We start from the raw sequence: 17,598 nt of genomic DNA, 5'->3' as shown, positions 1-17,598 counted from the left end.
AACTCACCCGCGACACCCGGCGCGACCGGATGCAGGCGGGCGTCGAGCACGTACGCCTGGGCATTCCACACCGGCAGACCGATCGGCACCGCGCCTTCGACCTGCTCGGCCACCGGGCCGTGGGTCGCGTGCACGGTGAACTCGGTCGGGCCGTACAGGTTGTAGAGCTCGGCCGAGCTCACCCGGCGGATGGCGGCCGCGGCATCGGCGGTGAAGGCCTCACCGGCGATGAGGAGCGCACGCAGCGATGTCAGTGCTGAGCTGACCCACCCCGTCGGCTCCGCCGACTGCCGCCCCCGGCTACCGACGGCCGCGTCGACACTGCCCGCGAAGACACTCAGCATCGACGGCACGAACGAGGTCATCGTGACCCGCTCGGCCGCGATCACGTCGGCCAGGTACTGCGGATCGCGATGGCCGTCCGGACTCGCGACCACGATCCGGCCACCGGTCGAGAGCGGGCCGAACAACTCCCACACCGACACGTCGAAGGTCGCAGGCGTCTTGAACAACACCACGTCGTCGGCACCGATGCCGTATTCACCAGTGATCCAACGGATCTGATTGACCACAGCCGCGTGCGGCACCGCCACACCCTTCGGCCGACCAGTCGAACCAGACGTGAAGATGACGTACGCCGGATTGCTCGGCCGCAATGGCGCGGTCCGCTCCGCATCGGCGACCGGTTCGTCCGAGTACTCGGACAGCTCCAGCGCATCGATGACGAGTGTGGGCAGACCCGCGCCGTCGAAGTCGTCACGCGAGGTGGTCAGCACACACACCGGCGCGGCCGAATCGAGCACATAACCGATCCGCTCCGCGGGCTGATCGAGGTCGAGCGGCACATAACCGCCACCGGCCTCGTGCACGGCGTACGCGGCGACCACGAGGTCCACCGAGCGCCGCAGACCGAGGGCAACCAGGCTTTCCGGGCCGACACCGGCCTCGACCAACCGTCGCGCCAGGCGGTGCACGCGGGCACCGAATTCGGCGTAGGTGAGCGAGGCCCCGGTGGCCGGATCCACGATCGCGACCGCATCCGGCGTCGCCGCCGCCTGCCTGGCGAATTCGTCGACCAGCGTGCCGACCGTACCGAGATCCCGCTCGGTGTCGTTCCAACCACGCAGTGCCAGTTCGGCTTCGCGCGTGTCGAGCAGGTCGATATCGCCGATGGCCCGATCGGGTTCGGCCGCGACGGCCCGCAGCAGTCGGTTGAACCGCTGCCCGAACGCCGCCATGGTGCCGGCGTCGAAAAGATCAGTGGCGTAGATCAATTCGGCGGCGATACCCGACGGTGCGACCGTGGTACCGGCACCGTTGGCGGAGCTGATCGGGATCGCGGTCTGCTCCGAAAGCACCAGCTGCAGATCGAATTTGGCCACATCGATCGGCATCTCGACCGCGCTGACCGTCAGTCCGGGCAGTTCCAGGCTGTTCTGGCCGGTGTTCTGGAACGACAGCATCACCTGGAACAGCGGATGCCGCGCCTGCGAACGGGCCGGGTTCAGGATCTCCACCAACCGCTCGAACGGCAGGTCGGCATGTCCGAACGCGCTGATATCGCTGCCGCGCACGGTGCGCAGCAGCTCGGAGAAGGTGGCCGCGCCGTCGATCGGAGTCCGCAGCACCAGGGTGTTGACGAACATGCCGATGAGATCGTCGAGCGCGCGCTCACCACGTCCGGCGATGGGCGTACCGATCGCGATATCTTCCTCACCGGACAACCGCGACAACAGCACGGCCAGCGCGGTGTGCGCGACCATGAACAGCGTCGTACCCCGGCTCCGCGCGAGTTCGGTGAGCTTGCCGTGGGTTTCGGCATCGATCTCGAAGACGTGTGTCGCACCGCGACCCGATGCCACCGCCGGACGCGGCCGGTCGGCGGGCAGATCGAGCTGTTCGGGCAGGCCGCGCAGGGTCTTGGACCAGTACTCGATCTGCGCCGAGATCACCGATTCCGGATCGGATTCGGCACCGAGCACCGCGCGCTGCCACAGCGCATAGTCGGCGTACTGCACCTCGAGCGGCTGCCAGGCGGGTTCGCCGCCCTCGACGCGGGCGGCGTAGGCCGTCATCACGTCGCGGGTGAGCGGCCCCATCGAGAAGCCGTCGGCCGAAATGTGGTGCACCACCAGGGCGAGCACATGTTCGGTCGGGCTGATCTCGAACAACTTGGCCCGGAACGGAACTTCGGCGGTGACGTCGAAGCCGGTGAGGATGACCTCCGCGACACGCTGCGGCAGTTCGGTCTCGGTGACATCGATCGGTGTCAGATCCGGGATCACCCGGCCGGTGGAGACGGTCTGCTGGTAGCCGGTGCCGTCGTGCTCCGGGTAGAAGGTGCGCAGCGATTCGTGGCGGGCCAGCACATCGGCGACCGCGATCTGCAGGGCCTGCCGGTCGAGCAGACCCGACAGCCGCACCGCGGCCGGGATATTGTCCACGGCCGATTCCGGATCGAAGCGGTTGAGGAACCACATGCGCTGCTGTGCCAGCGACAGCGGCACCCGCTCGGGCCGCTGCTGCGGCACCAGGGCCGTGCGCGCACCGGCACCGGCCCGTGACTCCGCGCGGGCCGCGAGCGCGGCCACCGACGACGCCTCGAACAGTTCACGGACACCGAGATCGGTATCCAGTGCGGCCGAGAGCCGAGCCGCGACCTGGGTGGCGCTCAGCGAATTGCCGCCGAGTGCGAAGAAGTCGTCGTCGAGGCCGACGCGTTCCAGGCCGAGCACATCGGCGTAGGTGGCCGCGATGATCTCCTCCACCGGCGTGGTCGGCGCACGGAAGACCGCGGCCTCGAACACCGGTGCGGGCAACGCCTTGCGATCCAGCTTGCCGGAGGCGTTGAGCGGGAAGGCATCGAGCACGATGACCACCGACGGGACCATGTACGCGGGCAACTGCCGCGCCAGATCCTCGCGCACCGTCTCGATGTCCAGCCGCAGATTCGGCGTCGCGATGACATACGCGACGAGCTGATCGCCGGTGTGCTGATCACCGCGCACCACGACGACGGCCTGGGCGATCTCGTCCAGCGCGGTGAGCGCCTGCTCGATCTCCCCGAGTTCGATGCGCAGACCGCGCAGCTTCACCTGGAAGTCGGTGCGGCCCAGGTACTCCAGCTCACCGTCGGCGGTCCAGGCCACCAGGTCGCCGGTGCGGTACATGCGCGCGCCGTCGGTGGCGAACGGGTTCGCCACGAACCGATCACTGGTCAGATCCGCACGCGCGACATAACCGCGCGCCAGCTGGGTGCCCGCGAGATACAGCTCACCCGCGACACCCACCGGTACCGGGCGCAGCCGCGAATCCAGCACGTACACCCGGGTGTTGAAGACCGGCGCACCGATCGGCACGGTGTCGGTATCGGTCGCGACCACCTCGTGGAAGGTCACGTCGACCGCGGCCTCGGTCGGGCCGTACAGGTTGTGCAACGCCGCACCGGTCAGCTCGCGCAGGCGATGCGCGGGCTTGGGCGGTAGCGCCTCACCGGAGGCGAATACCAGCCGCAGCGAATCAGCCCGCGCCGTGCGCGTCGGATCACTCAGCGCCGCGGCGGCATCGGCCACGAAGACCGACAGCATGGACGGCACGAAGTGGGTGACGGTGACCCGCTCCGCGGTAATGATCTCGGCGAGGTAGACCGGATCGCGATGCCCGTCCGGCTTCGCGATGACCAGACGCGCACCGATCTGCAACGGCCAGAAGAACTCCCACACCGAGACGTCGAAGGTGGCGGGCGTCTTCTGCAGAACGGCGTCGGCGCTGGTCAGCCCGTAGGCCGACTGCATCCACACCAGACGGTTCACGATCGCGGCATGGCTGACCGCCACACCCTTCGGCCGACCGGTCGAACCCGAGGTGAAGATCACGTACGCGGTATTCGACGGCCGCAGCGGCGCGCGCCGTTCGGCCGCGGTCACCGGCCCGTCCGACAGCCCGAACAGGTCGAGCAGATCGATGCGGACCTGGGCCGTATCGATCTTCAGATCGTCACCGGAGGTCAGCACGCAGACCGGATCGGCCGTGGCGAGAATGTATTCCGTGCGCTCGGCCGGATGATCCGGATCCAGCGGCACATACGCGCCACCGGCCACGGCCACCGCGTACATGCCGACCACCAGATCGATGGAGCGGCGCATACCGAGGGCCACATACGATTCCGGGCCGACACCGCGTTCGATGAGCCAGCGCGCCAGGCGGAAGACCTGGGCGCCGAATTCGGCGTAGGTCAGACTCGTCCCCTCGAACGTCAGCGCGGTGGCGTCCGGCGTCGCGGCGAGCTGGGCCTCGAACATCGAGACCAGCGTGGCCCCGTGAGCGGAGCCCGCGGAGCGAGCCGACAACACAGCGTCCACGTCGTATGTCGTGTCGTTCCAGCCGGACACTACGAGCTCGCGCTCGGCGGCATCGAGCAGTTCGATATCGCCGACGGCCGCGGCGGGCTCGGTGGTGATCGCGGTGAGTACCCGCACCAGTCGATCGGCGATGCGGCGCACCGTCTGCTCGTCGAACAGGTCGCGCAGGTAGCCCGCGCGAATCCGCAGCTGGGAGTCCAGCTGCGCGATCAGGGTCAGCGGGTAGTGCGTGGCATCGGCGGCCTGCATATCGACCACGGCCATGCCATCGATATCGGCGGCCTGTGCCCGGATGCCCTCGGCATCGACCGGGTAGGACTCGAAGACCACCAGCGTGTCGAACAGACCACCGACACCGGCGGCGGACTGGATATCGGCCAGGCCGACGTAGTGGTGATCGAGCAGATCCGCCTGTTCGCCCTGGGTCCGGGTGAGCAACTGCTCCACCGATTCCGACGGATCGAAGCGCACCCGCACCGGAACGGTGTTGATGAACAGGCCGACCATCGATTCGACGCCGGACAGCTGGGCCGGACGACCGGAAACCGTGGTACCGAACAGCACATCGTCACGGCTGGTCATCCGGCCGATCAGCAGACCCCAGGCGACCTGCAGCACGGTATTCGGGGTGACGCCGAGCGAGGCGGCGAGTGCGGTGAGTCGCGCGGTCGCCGGCTCGTCCAGCTCGAAGAAGTATTCGCCGGACAGCGTGGTGATTTCGCGGCCGGCATCCGGACGCGACAGCAGCGTCGGTTCACCGACCCCGTGCAGCGCATCGGTCCACGCGGCCACCGAGGCCGCGTGATCCTGCTGCCTGGTCCATTCCAGGAAGTGCCGGTAGGAGCGCACCGCGGGCAGCACATTGGCGTCGGCGTGGGCCGCGTAGAGCACCAGCAGATCCCGCATGAGCAGCGGCATGGACCAGCCGTCGAGCAGGATGTGGTGGTTGGAGACCACGAACTGCCAACGGTCCGAAGCGATCTGGATCAGCGCGAAGCGGATCAGCGGCGGTGCGGTCAGATCGAACCGCTGGGTGCGATCGGCGGCGATGAGATCGGCGGCGTCACCGGATTCGATCCGGTCGTGTTCGGCCCAGGCGACCCTGGCGCTGTCGAGGACGACCTGCACCGGGTTGCCGTCGTTATCGGTGACGAAGGCGGTGCGCAGGTTCTCGTAGCGATCCACCAGAGCCTGTGCGGCCGAACGCAATCGGGTCGGGTCCACGTGACCGGTGAGCGTCAGCACGGCCTGCGCGGTGTAGACGTCCACCGAGGTGGCGGCCAGGCGCGCGTGGAACAGCAGACCCGCCTGCAGTGCGGACAGCGGCCAGATATCGGCCAGTGCCGGGAAACGCTGCTCCCAGTTGTCGATATCGCGCTGGGTCGAGCGCACCAGGGCGAAGTCGGACGGCGTGTGCCCGCCCGCGCCGTTCGAATTGGCGTGCCGGGCAACCGCTTCCAGTGCGGTGGTCCACAGTTCGCCGAATTCGCGGACCTGCTCGGCATCGAGCAGTGTGGTCGGATAGCCGATATTGGCGGTCAGCTTGTCACCGACCACGATGGCATTGATATCCAGCGGCGCCATCGCGGGCATATCCGCGTCGTAGGCACCACCGAGCGCACCGAGTTCGGCGGCCGGAATCCAGCCGAAGCCGCGCAGCGCATCGGGCACATCGCCCTCGGAGACGCGGCCCAGGTAGTTGAAGCTCACCTGGCCCGGCTGTTCGACGGGCAGTTCCGTCGCGGTCGCCGGGTTCATGTAGCGCAGCAGGCCGTAACCGATGCCCTTGTCCGGCACCGCGAGCAGCTGTTCCTTGACCGCCTTGACGGCCTTGCCCAGGGCCGGGCCGCCGGCCAGCGCCGCATCGATGTCGATGCCGGACAGGTCGAAGCGGACCGGGAAGATCGCGGTGAACCAGCCGACGGTCCGCGAGAGATCCGCGCCGGGCACGACGCCCTCTTCACGGCCGTGGCCTTCCAGGCGGATCAGCAGCGCATCGTCGGCGCGGGTGGTGCTGCGCTGGGCGCGCCACTTCGCGGTCGCCAGGGCGAGCGCGGTGAGCAGACCGTCGTTGACACCGCCGTGGAACAGCGCGGGCACGGTCGTCAGCAGCGCCTTGGTGACCTCGGCGGATACCTCGACCTGCAGCTTCTCGATGGCGCCCGCGGTATCGACCGTCGGATCCAGTGGACGGTCGGTCAGCAGCGGATCCGCCGTGCCCACCACCGAACGCCAGTAGTCGAGTTCGGCCACCCGCTTGGCGCTTTCGGCCTCACGTCGCAGTGCGTCCGCCCAGGCTCGCATCGAGGTCGAGGGCGCGATCAGTTGCGGTTCCTGACCCGCGGTGAGCTGGCCCCAGGCGGCGACGAAGTCCGGCACCAGGATGCGCCAGGAAACACCGTCCACCACGAGGTGATGCGCGACCACGATGAGACGACCGCCGCGACTGCCGTCCGAGGGTTGCAGCCAGACGAACCGAACCACCACGCCCGCGGCCGGATCGAGCCGATCCAGCGCGGCATCCAGTGCGGTGGAAGCGATGTCGAATAGTGCGGCGTCATCGATATCGGCGGCGAATTCGGTGCGATCGATCAGCGCGTCCACATCGACGGTGCCGGGTTCGGCGGTTTCGAGGATCCAGTCCTCGTCCTCGCGATACAGCCGCGCCCGCAGCATGTCGTGGCGGTCGAGTACCGCGGCAACGGTTTTCGCGATGCCCGCGCGATCGATACCGACCGGCAATTCGAGCGCCATGGTCTGGTTGAACCGGCCGAACGAACCGTGCCGCTCCGCCATGAACCGGACCACCGGGGTCATCGATATGGTGCCGATGCCACCACCGGGCAGCTCGGCCAGCGCCGCGACGGCGGTTTCGGTGCCGTCGGTGGTTTCGGCGACCGCGGCGAGTCCGGCGACGGTGCGCTGCTCGAAGACATTGCGCGGGCTGAAGACCACACCGCGTGCCTTGGCCCGCGAAACCAGCTGAATCGACACGATGCTGTCGCCGCCGAGCGCGAAGAACGAATCGTCGACACCGACCCGCTCGACGCCGAGCACCTCGGCGAAGACCTCGGCAATGGTGTGCTCGATCGGCGTGCGCGGTGCGCGGAAGACCACCTCGGTCGCGAATACCGGCTCCGGCAGGGCCCTGCGGTCCAGCTTGCCGACCGGGGTCAGCGGGATATGGTCGATCACCATCACCGACGACGGCACCATGTACGCGGGCAGGCGCTGCTCGACATGCGCGGTCAGCTCGGCGACATCGATCGAATGCCCCTGCGCCGCAACCACATACGACACCAGCGAGGTGGCACCCGCGGCGCCGCGGTGGCCGACGGTGACCGCGAAGTCGACAGTCTCGTGCGCGGCCAGCGCCGCGTCGATCTCACCGAGTTCGATGCGGAAACCGCGCACCTTCACCTGGAAGTCGGAGCGGCCCACATATTCGACCTCGCCGGTCCGCGTCCAGCGGACCACGTCACCGGTGCGGTACATGCGCGCACCCGCGACATACGGGTTGGCCACGAAGCGTTCGGCGCTCAGCCCGGCGCGCGCGTGATAACCGCGCGCCAGCTGGATGCCCGACAGATACAGCTCACCCGCGACACCCACCGGCACCGGCCGGAGCTGGGCGTCCAGGATCAGCGACTGCATGCCACGGATCGGCGCACCGATCACTACCGTGTCACCGGCCACCAGTGGATCGCTGATATTGGTCATGATGGTGGTCTCGGTCGGACCGTAACCGTTGTGGAAGCTGCGGACGGATCCGTTCTCCAGCGGCACCGCCCACTTCGCGACCAGATCCGCCGGCACCGCCTCACCACCGGCGACCAGTACCCGCAGCGAGTCCAGGCCGGTCGGATCGAAAGTGGCCAGCGCGGCGGGTGTGATGAACGCGTGCGTGACCCGCTCGGTGCGGATCAGCTCGGACAGCTCCTCACCGCCGTATACGCCGGGCGGCGTCACCACGAGTGCACCACCGGCGCCGACCGCGAGCAGCAGTTCGAGGATCGAGGCGTCGAAGCTGGGCGAGGCGAAATGCAGTGCGCGCGAACCGGAATCGAGATCGTAACGCACGATCTGCTCGACACTGAAGTTCGCGAGGCCGGCATGGGTGACCACCACACCCTTGGGCACACCGGTGGAGCCCGAGGTGTAGATGACATAGGCCGGATGCGCCGGGCGCAGCGGGCGGATCCGGTCGGCGTCGGTGATCGGGCCGCCGTCGAATGCGTCCAGGTCGAGCTCGTCGAGCACCAGCCAGCGCACCGAGTCCGGCAGGCCGTCGCGGACCGCCGCGACCGTGAGGCCGACCGGAGAACCGGAATCGGTGACCATATGCGCGATGCGCTCGGCCGGATAGTTCGGGTCGACGGGCACGAATGCCGCACCCGTCTTCGAGACCGCCCAGGCGGCGAAGACCGAATCCGCGGACCGCGGCACGCCGACGGCGACCAGATCCTCGGTACCGATGCCCTCGGCGATGAGCAAGCGCGCCAACCGGTTCGACCGCTCGTCGAGGTCACCATAGGCGACACGTGTCCCCTGGAACACCACCGCGGTCGCCGTCGGATCCATCGCGGCGGCCTCGGCCAGCAGCTCGGGCAGGGTGCGCGCGGGCACGGCGGGGGCACCGGTGCGGGCGATCAGCTCGGCCCGCTCCTGCGCGTCGAGCACATCGATGGCACCCACCGTGACGTTCGGGTCGGCGGCAATGGCCTCGAGCACCCGCCGCCACCGCTGCGCGATCAGCGCCGCGGTCGACTCGTCGAACAGCTCGGTGGCGTAAGTCAGCGCCAAGGTCATTCCGGTGGAGCCGGTTTCGGACAGCGTGAACTGCAGGTCGAAACGGGCCACATTCTCTTCGATATCCAGTGCGGACACCGTGAGACCAGGCAATTCGAGTGCGGTGCGCTCCAGGTTCTGGAAGGCGAGCATCACCTGGAACAGCGGGTTGCGCGCCTGCGAGCGTTCCGGCGCGAGCAGTTCCACGAGCCGTTCGAACGGCACATCGGCATTGCCGAAGGCATCCAGGTCGGTCGAGCGCACCCGGTCCAGCAGCGCGGTAAACGATTCCGACTGATCGATGCCGGCGCGCAGCACGAGGGTGTTGACGAACATGCCGACCAGATCGTCGAGCGCCTGCTCACCACGTCCCGCGATCGGCGAACCGACGACGATATCGTCGGTGCCCGACAACCGGGCCAGCAGCACCGAGAGCGCACTGTGCATCACCATGAACAGCGACGCACCGCGTTGGCGCGCGATGCCTTCCAGCGCCGCGATCAATTCGGCGGGCAGTTGGGTCTGCAGGGTCGCGCCGCGATGCGAGGCGATCGCGGGACGCGGCCGGTCGGTGGGCAGTGGCAGTTCGTCCGGGACGCCGTCGAGTGCGCGCTGCCAGTGCGCCACCTGACTTGCCATCAGCGAGGTCGGATCGTCCTCGGCGCCGAGGACTTCGCGCTGCCAGATGGCGAAGTCCGCGTACTGCACCGGCAGTGGCGCCCAGCCCGGTGCGGCATCCTGGGTGCGCGCGGTGTAGGCGAGCATCACGTCGCGGGTCAGCGGGCCGACGGAGAAGCCGTCGGCCGCGATGTGGTGCACCACGACCACGAACACATAATCGTCAGCGCCCGCGCAGAAAAGCCGGGTCCGCAGCGGAACCTGTTCGGACACATCGAATCCGGTGGTCATGAATTCGGTGACCACCGCGGTCAGCTCGGCCGGATCGACCGAAACCGGCTGCAGATCGAGTGCGATCGCGTCGGCGGGCACGATCACCTGGACCGGGGTGCCGCCGTGCTCCGGGTAGCGGGTGCGCAGCGATTCGTGCCTGCGCACCACATCCGCCACCGCGAGTCGCAATGCCTCGATATCGAGCGCACCGGTCAGCCGAATGGCGACCGGCAGGTTATAGGCGGCCGATGCGGTGTCGTACTTGTTCAGGAACCACATGCGCTGCTGTGCGAACGACAGCGGCACCAGTTCGTCGGCCTTACGCGGCCGGGCGACCAGCCGGGCCCGCGCGGCGCCGTCGGCATGCGATTCCACCCTGGCCGCCAGCGCCTCCACGGTGGACGCCTCGAACAGCGCGCGCACCGGGACGGTGGTGCCGAGCGCCGCGCCGATCCGGGATACCACCCTGGTCGCGATGAGCGAATTGCCGCCGAGGTCGAAGAAGTCGTCGTCGGCGCCGACCCTGGGCAGGTCGAGCACATCGGCGAAGACCGCGGCGACGGTCTCCTGCACCGGTGTCACCGGGGCGCGGAAGGCCTTGGCCTGCACCGCGGGCGCGGGCAGCGCGCGACGGTCCAGCTTGCCGTTGACCGTCAACGGAATCCACTCGAGTCGCACCAGCGCCGCGGGCACCATATAGGACGGCAGTCGTTGCGCCGCACCGCTGCGCACCGCGTCGAGGTCCGGGGTCACCTCGGGTTCGGCGACCACATAGGCCACGATCCGCTGGTCGCCCGGCTGATCCTCCCGCACGATGACCGCGGCCTGGGCAATGCCCGGCTGGGCCAGAATGGCGGATTCGATCTCACCGAGTTCGATACGGAAACCGCGCACCTTGACCTGGTCGTCGGCGCGGCCGAGGTATTCGAGTTCACCGAACCGGTTCCAGCGCGCGAGGTCGCCGGAGCGGTACAGCCGCGTGCCCGCGGCGTCCGCGTCGGCGAGCGGGTTCGCGACGAAGCGGGTGGTGGTCAGGTCCGCGCGGCCGAGGTAGCCGCGGGCCAATTGCGGTCCCGCGACATACATTTCGCCCGCGACGCCGACCGGAACCGGCCGCAGCCGGTTGTCGAGGACGTACACGCGCAAACCCGCGATGGCGCGGCCGACCACGCTGCCGGAGGCGGCGGCGATGGTCGCCGCATCCAGTGCGCGATAGGACACGTGCACCGTGGTCTCGGTGATGCCGTACATATTGACCAGCAGCGGAGCGGCATGCGCCGAGCGCTTGTCGGTGCCGTCGCCGTGTCGGGCCACCCAATCCGCGAGCCGGCGCAGTTCGAGGGCCTCACCGCCGAACACCACGTAGCGCAATGCCAGCGGTTCGGCATCCGGCGCGGCATTGCGATCCGCCTCGGCCAGTTGGTAGAACGCGGACGGCGTCTGGTTGAGCACCGTGACCTGTTCCACCCGCAGCAGTTCCAGGAACTGTTCGGGCGAGCGCGAGGTGTAGTAGTCGACGACGACCACGGTGCCGCCGAACAGCAGCGGACCCCACAGCTCCCACACCGAGAAGTCGAAGGCGTAGGAGTGGAACAGCGTCCACACATCGCGCGGGCCGAAGCCGAAATCGCGATCGGTATTGGCGAACAGCCGCACCACATTCCGGTGCGCGACCGCCACGCCCTTCGGGCGACCGGTCGAGCCGGAGGTGTAGATCACGTACGCGACATTGTCCGGGCGCAGCGCCGCGAGGCGGTCGGCGTCGGTGATCGGGGCATCGTCGGCGTCCTCGACATTGCCGGTTTCCACCGCGAATCCGTCGAGGACCACGGTCGGCAATTCTTCGGGCACCGCCACCTGGACCGTGGAATCGAGGATCACGCTGGTCGGACGCGAATCCGCGAGCACATAGGCAATGCGGTCGGCCGGATAGGTCGGATCGACCGGCACGTAACCGGCACCGGTCTTCACCACGGCGAGCAGCGCGACCACGAGATCGAGCGAGCGCGGCAGGATCACCGCGACCAACGACTCGGGACCGGCGCCGTCGGCGATCAGCCTGCGCGCCAATACATTCGCGCGCCGATCCAGCTCCGCGTAGGTCAGCGATTCGATACCGAATTTGGCCGCCGTATTGTCCGGATGCGCGGCTACCGCCTGCTCGAACAGGTCGACCAGGTTGGTACCCGGCGCATTGAATCGCGCGGTGTTGCGCCGTATCAAGGCGCTGCCGGTGCCCTCCGTGGTCACGCGGGCTGCCGCCTCCGGGCCCGTCGCTCGCGCCAGGCTGTCGAATCCGGACGACACCCAGCGCTGCGACACATTCAGCCGCTCGGCCTCACCGAGCAGATCGATATCACCGATGACGATCTCGGGATCCTCGACCACGCTGCGCAGAATCCGGACCAGACGATCGGCGAACGACGCCACCGTCTCCGGATCGAACAGCTCGGTGGCGTAGTTCCACGACATGCCGAGTGCACCGTCGGCGGTCTCACCGACGGTCAGCTGCACATCGAATTTGGCTGTGCCGGGATCGAATTCGACCACCGACAACTCGAGACCGGGCAACGCGACGGTGCCCATATCCGCGGCCGAGGCGGCCTCGAAGGTCAGCGCCACCTGGAACAGCGGGTGGTGTGCCTGCGACCGAACCGGGCTGATGACATCGACCAACCGCTCGAACGGCACATCGGCATTGGCGAAGGCCGCGAGATCGGTGCGGCGCACCTGCGCGAGCAGCTCGCTGAACTCGGCGCTCGGCTCGACCTCGTTGCGCAGCACCAGGGTATTGACGAACATGCCGACCAGGTCGTCGAGCGCGCGTTCACCGCGGCCCGCGATCGGCGTGCCGATGGCGATATCGGTGCTGTTGGACAGCCGGGCCGCCCAGGCCGCCAGTGCCGCGTGCATGACCATGAACAGCGTGACCCCACGGGCGCGGGCGAGTTCGGCAAGTGCGGCGTGCAATTCGGCGTCGATCGAGAAGCCGTGGGTGCCACCGGCGTTGGAGGCAACCTCGGGTCTCGAGCGGTCGGCGGGCAGTTCGATCTGATCGGGCAGATCGGCCAGCTGCTCGGTCCAGTACGCGAGCTGCTGTGCCGCGACGGATTCCGGATCGTCCTCGCTGCCGAGCACCGCGCGCTGCCACAGCGCGTAGTCGGCGTACTGCACCTCCAGTGGTGCCCAGGCGGGCACCTCACCGCGGCTGCGCTCGGTGTAGGCCAGCACCACATCACGCAGCAGCGGACGCAGTGAGAAGCCGTCACCACTGATGTGGTGCAGGACGAGCACCGCGACGTGGTTGTCCGCATCGATGCTGAGCAGGTTGGCCCGGAACGGCACCTCGCTGGTCACATCGAAGTGCACGCTGACCAGTTCGACGATGCGCGCGGGCACCGCGGCGGGGGTGATCGTCTCGGCCGCCAGCTCGAAGCGCACCTCGTCGGTGTGCAGGACGTGCTGGTAGCCGGTGCCTTCGACCTCCGGGTAGATGGTGCGCAGCGCCTCGTGCCTGGCCAGCACATCGCCGATGGCGGCGTTCAGTGCGGCGAGATCGACCTCGCCGGTGAGCCGGACGGCGACGGGAATGTTGTTGACCGCGGTGCGGTTGTCGAAGCGGTTCAGGAACCACATCCGCTGCTGGGCCAGCGAGAGCGGGACCAGCTCGGGACGCGGCTGCGGCGTCAGCGGTGCCCGACCGCCAGCCCCGGCCGCCGATTCCACCAGCGCGGCCAGTGCCGCGACATTCGAAGCCTCGAACAGCGCACGCACCGGGATCTGGGTGTCCAGTGCCGCGCCCAGTCGTGCGGCGACCTGCGTGGCGATCAGCGAGTTGCCGCCGAGTTCGAAGAAATCGTCGTCCAGACCGACGCTGTGGCCGGCGCCCTGCAGTCCGAGCACCTCGGCGAAGGTGCCCGCGACGATCTCCTCCACCGGGGTGGTGGGCGCGCGGAATACCTTGGCCGCGAACGTCGGTGCCGGCAGCGCCTTGCGATCCAGCTTGCCGGAGGCATTGAGCGGGAACTCGTCCAGCACCAGGTACGCCGTGGGCACCATATAGGCGGGCAGCTGTGCACCGAGGGTGTTCTTGACGGTCTCGATATCGATGGCCCGGTCCGGATTCGCGACCAGGTAGGCGACCAGCTGATCGCCGGTCCGCTCATCGGAGTGCACCAGCACGACCGCCTGCGCCACCGCGTCCTGCGCGGTGAGCGCCGATTCGATCTCCCCGAGTTCGATGCGCAGACCGCGCAGCTTCACCTGGAAGTCGGTGCGGCCCAGGTACTCCAGTTCACCGCGCGCGGTCCAGGTGACGAGGTCACCGGTGCGGTACATGCGCTCGGCCGTACCGAACGGGTTCGCGACGAAACGTTCGGTGGTCAGGTCCGGACGGCCGACATAGCCGTGCGCCAACTGCGCACCCGCCAGATACAGCTCGCCCGGGACGCCCGCGGGCACCGGACGCAACCGCGAATCCAGCACGTACACCTGGGTGTTGAATACCGGCGCACCGATCGGCACCGAGCTGATATCGGCATCGGTCACCTCGTGGAAGGTGACGTCGACCGCGGCCTCGGTCGGGCCGTACAGATTGTGCAACCGCGCGCCGGTCAGCTGCCGCAGGCGCTGCGCGGCCACGGCGGGCAACGCCTCACCGGAGGCGAAAACATTGCGCAGACTGGTGCATTCGGCCGCGCGGTCCTCGGCGACGAATACCGCGAGCATCGACGGTACGAAGTGCACCGTGGTGACCTGCTCGTCGACGATCAGGCGCGCGATATAGGCCGGATCGCGGTGGCCGTCCGGCTTGGCGACGACCAGGCGGGCGCCGACCTGCAACGGCCAGAAGAACTCCCACACCGATACGTCGAAGGTCGCCGGAGTCTTCTGCAGCACAACGTCGTCGGCGGACAGACCGTATTCGGCGTGCATCCACACCAGGCGGTTGACAATCGCGGCATGCGAGACCGCCACCCCCTTGGGACGACCGGTCGAACCCGAGGTGAAGATCACGTACGCGGTATTGCCCGGACGCAGCGGGCGATGCCGATCCGCGTCGGTCAGCGGCTCATCCGAGAACTCGGAAAGGTCGAGTTCATCGATGCGGACCTGGCGCGACACCGTGGTCTCCAGATCGGTGCCGGAGGTCAGCACGCAGACCGGTCGCGCGGTCTCCAGGATGTAATCGATGCGCTCGGCCGGATGATCCGGATCGAGCGGCACATAAGCACCACCGGCGGCATTGATCGCGTACATGCCGACGACCAGATCGATCGAACGCCGCATGCCGAGGGCCACATACGATTCCGGCCCGACGCCGTTCTGCTTCAGCCAACGCGCCAACCGGTGCACCCTGGCGGCGAACTCGGCATATGTCAGTGTCGCGGAGCGACTCGATGAGGGGTGGTGGTCGGGCGACGGGTCCAGACTTGTCCCCTCGTAGCTGACCGCGTACGCGTCCGGCGTGCGCACCGCCTGCGCCTCGAACAGCGAAACCAGTGTCGCGGCCGCATCGCCGACCGGCGAAGTCAGTGCCGCGTCCACCGGGAATTCGGTGTCGTTCCACCGGTCGAGCACCAGGGTCCGCTCGGTGTCGTCGAGCAGGTCGATATCGCCGACCGCGATCGCCGGTGCGGCGGTGACACCACGCAGCACCCGGACGAAGCGCTCGGCGAAGGTGTCGGCGAACCGCTCGTCGAAAAGGTCGGTGGCATAGACGAGTTCGGCGGCCATATCGGATTCCGCACCCTCGCTCAGCGTGAGCTGCAGGTCGACCTTGGCCGTCGGCGCATCGATGCCGAGTTCGGAAACCGCGAGTCCGGGCAGCTCCAGCGAGGTGCGCCCGAGGTTCTGGAACGACAGCATCACCTGGAACAGCGGATGCCGCGCCTGCGAACGGGCCGGGTTGAGCACCTCGACCAACCGCTCGAACGGCACATCGGCATGCGCGAAGGCCTGCAGATCGCGCTCGCGCACCTGGGCGAGCAGATCGGTGAACGATTCGGTCGGATCGACCTGCGTGCGCAGCACCAGGGTGTTGACGAACATGCCGACCAGATCGTCGAGGACCTGCTCACCACGACCGGCCACCGGAACGCCGATGGCGATGTCATCCGATCCGCTCAGCCGCGCGAGCAGGGTCGCGAAGGCGCTGTGCACCACCATGAACAGCGTGGTTTTGCGCTCGTGCGCGACGCGGTTCAGCGCCTCGACGAGAGCGCCGGGCAACTGGAATCGGTGTGTGCGCGCCGCATACGACGCGACGACCGGCCGCGGCTTGGGTGAGAGGCGCAGTTCCTCGGGCAGTCCGGCCAGGGTTTCGCGCCAGTAGCCGAGTTGTTCGGAGATCAGCGAGGTCGGGTCGTCCTCCGAGCCCAGCGTTTCGCGTTGCCACAGTGCGTAATCCACGTACTGCACCGCCAGCGGCGGCCAGACCGGCGCGGATTCCGAACTGCGCGCGATATAGGCCGACATCAGATCGCGGACCAGCGGACGCATCGAGAAGCCATCCGCCGCAATGTGATGCACGACGACCGCGAGCACGTGATTCTGTGTGTTGTCGCGCCATTTATTGCTGCTCAGCGGCACACGCTCGACCTCGTAGAGCCGAATCCGCGCCGGGGATTCGGCCGTGATATCGAAACCGCGACCGATGAATTCGAAGAGGGCACTGCCCAATTCGCCTTCGGTGACCGAGATGATCTCCAGTTCCGGAATCGCCTGCGCGGCCGGGAGCACCTGCTGGTAGGCCACGCCCTCGTGGGACGGGTAGATCGTGCGCAGCGATTCGTGCCGTGTGATCACATCGGCAATGGCGCCGCGCAGCGCGGGCAGATCGAGATGCCCGTGCAGCCGCACCGCCGCCGGAATATTGTCGGCGGCCGAATCGGCGTCGAAGCGGTTGAGGAACCACATCCGCTGCTGAGCCAGTGAGAGCGGCGGATACTCCGGCCGCGGCCGCACCGTCAGCGCCTGGCGGGCACCGCCCCCGGCCTTGGCCTCCATGCGCGCGGCGAGTGCGGCGACGGTCGGCGCCTCGAACAGCAGCCGTACCGGGACCTGGGTATCGAGCGCCGCACCGAGCCGCGCCACCACCTGGGTGGCGATCAGCGAGTTGCCGCCGAGATCGAAGAAGTTGTCGTCGATGCCGATGCGGTCGTGGCTCAGCACATCGCTGAAAATCTCGACGACGATCTCTTCGATCGGGGTCGACGGTGCCCGGAATTCCTTGGCCTCGAAGGTGGGTTCGGGCAGCGCGCGCCGATCCAGTTTGCCGTTCGGGTTCAACGGCATGGCATCCAGCACCACGATGGCGGCGGGAACCATGTAGGACGGCAGCTGCTCGGTCAGGTGCGCACGCAGTTCGTCCAGGTCGACCGTGCCGCCGTTGACCGGCACCACGTAGGCGACCAGCTGATCGCCGGTGCGCGCGTCAGCACGTACCAGTGCCACCGCTTGGACCACCGAATCGTGCGCGGTGAGCGCGGTTTCGATCTCCCCCAGCTCGATGCGCAGACCACGCAGCTTCACCTGGAAGTCGGTGCGGCCGAGGTAC

At 68.1% G+C, this 17,598-nt stretch carries 1 protein-coding gene; it reads right to left on the bottom strand.

Features of this window, described 5'->3' with window-relative positions; all coding sequences use genetic code 11:
- Nucleotides 1–17,598: non-ribosomal peptide synthase/polyketide synthase (locus AB0L58_RS42560; protein WP_364397291.1), on the bottom strand; the 17,598-nt coding region annotated here is incomplete at both ends.

This window comes from Nocardia sp. NPDC052112 (assembly GCF_040680135.1).
Classification (GTDB): domain Bacteria; phylum Actinomycetota; class Actinomycetes; order Mycobacteriales; family Mycobacteriaceae; genus Nocardia.
Note: the sequence above shows the minus strand (reverse complement) of the source record. Positions and strands in the feature narration are given on the sequence as shown.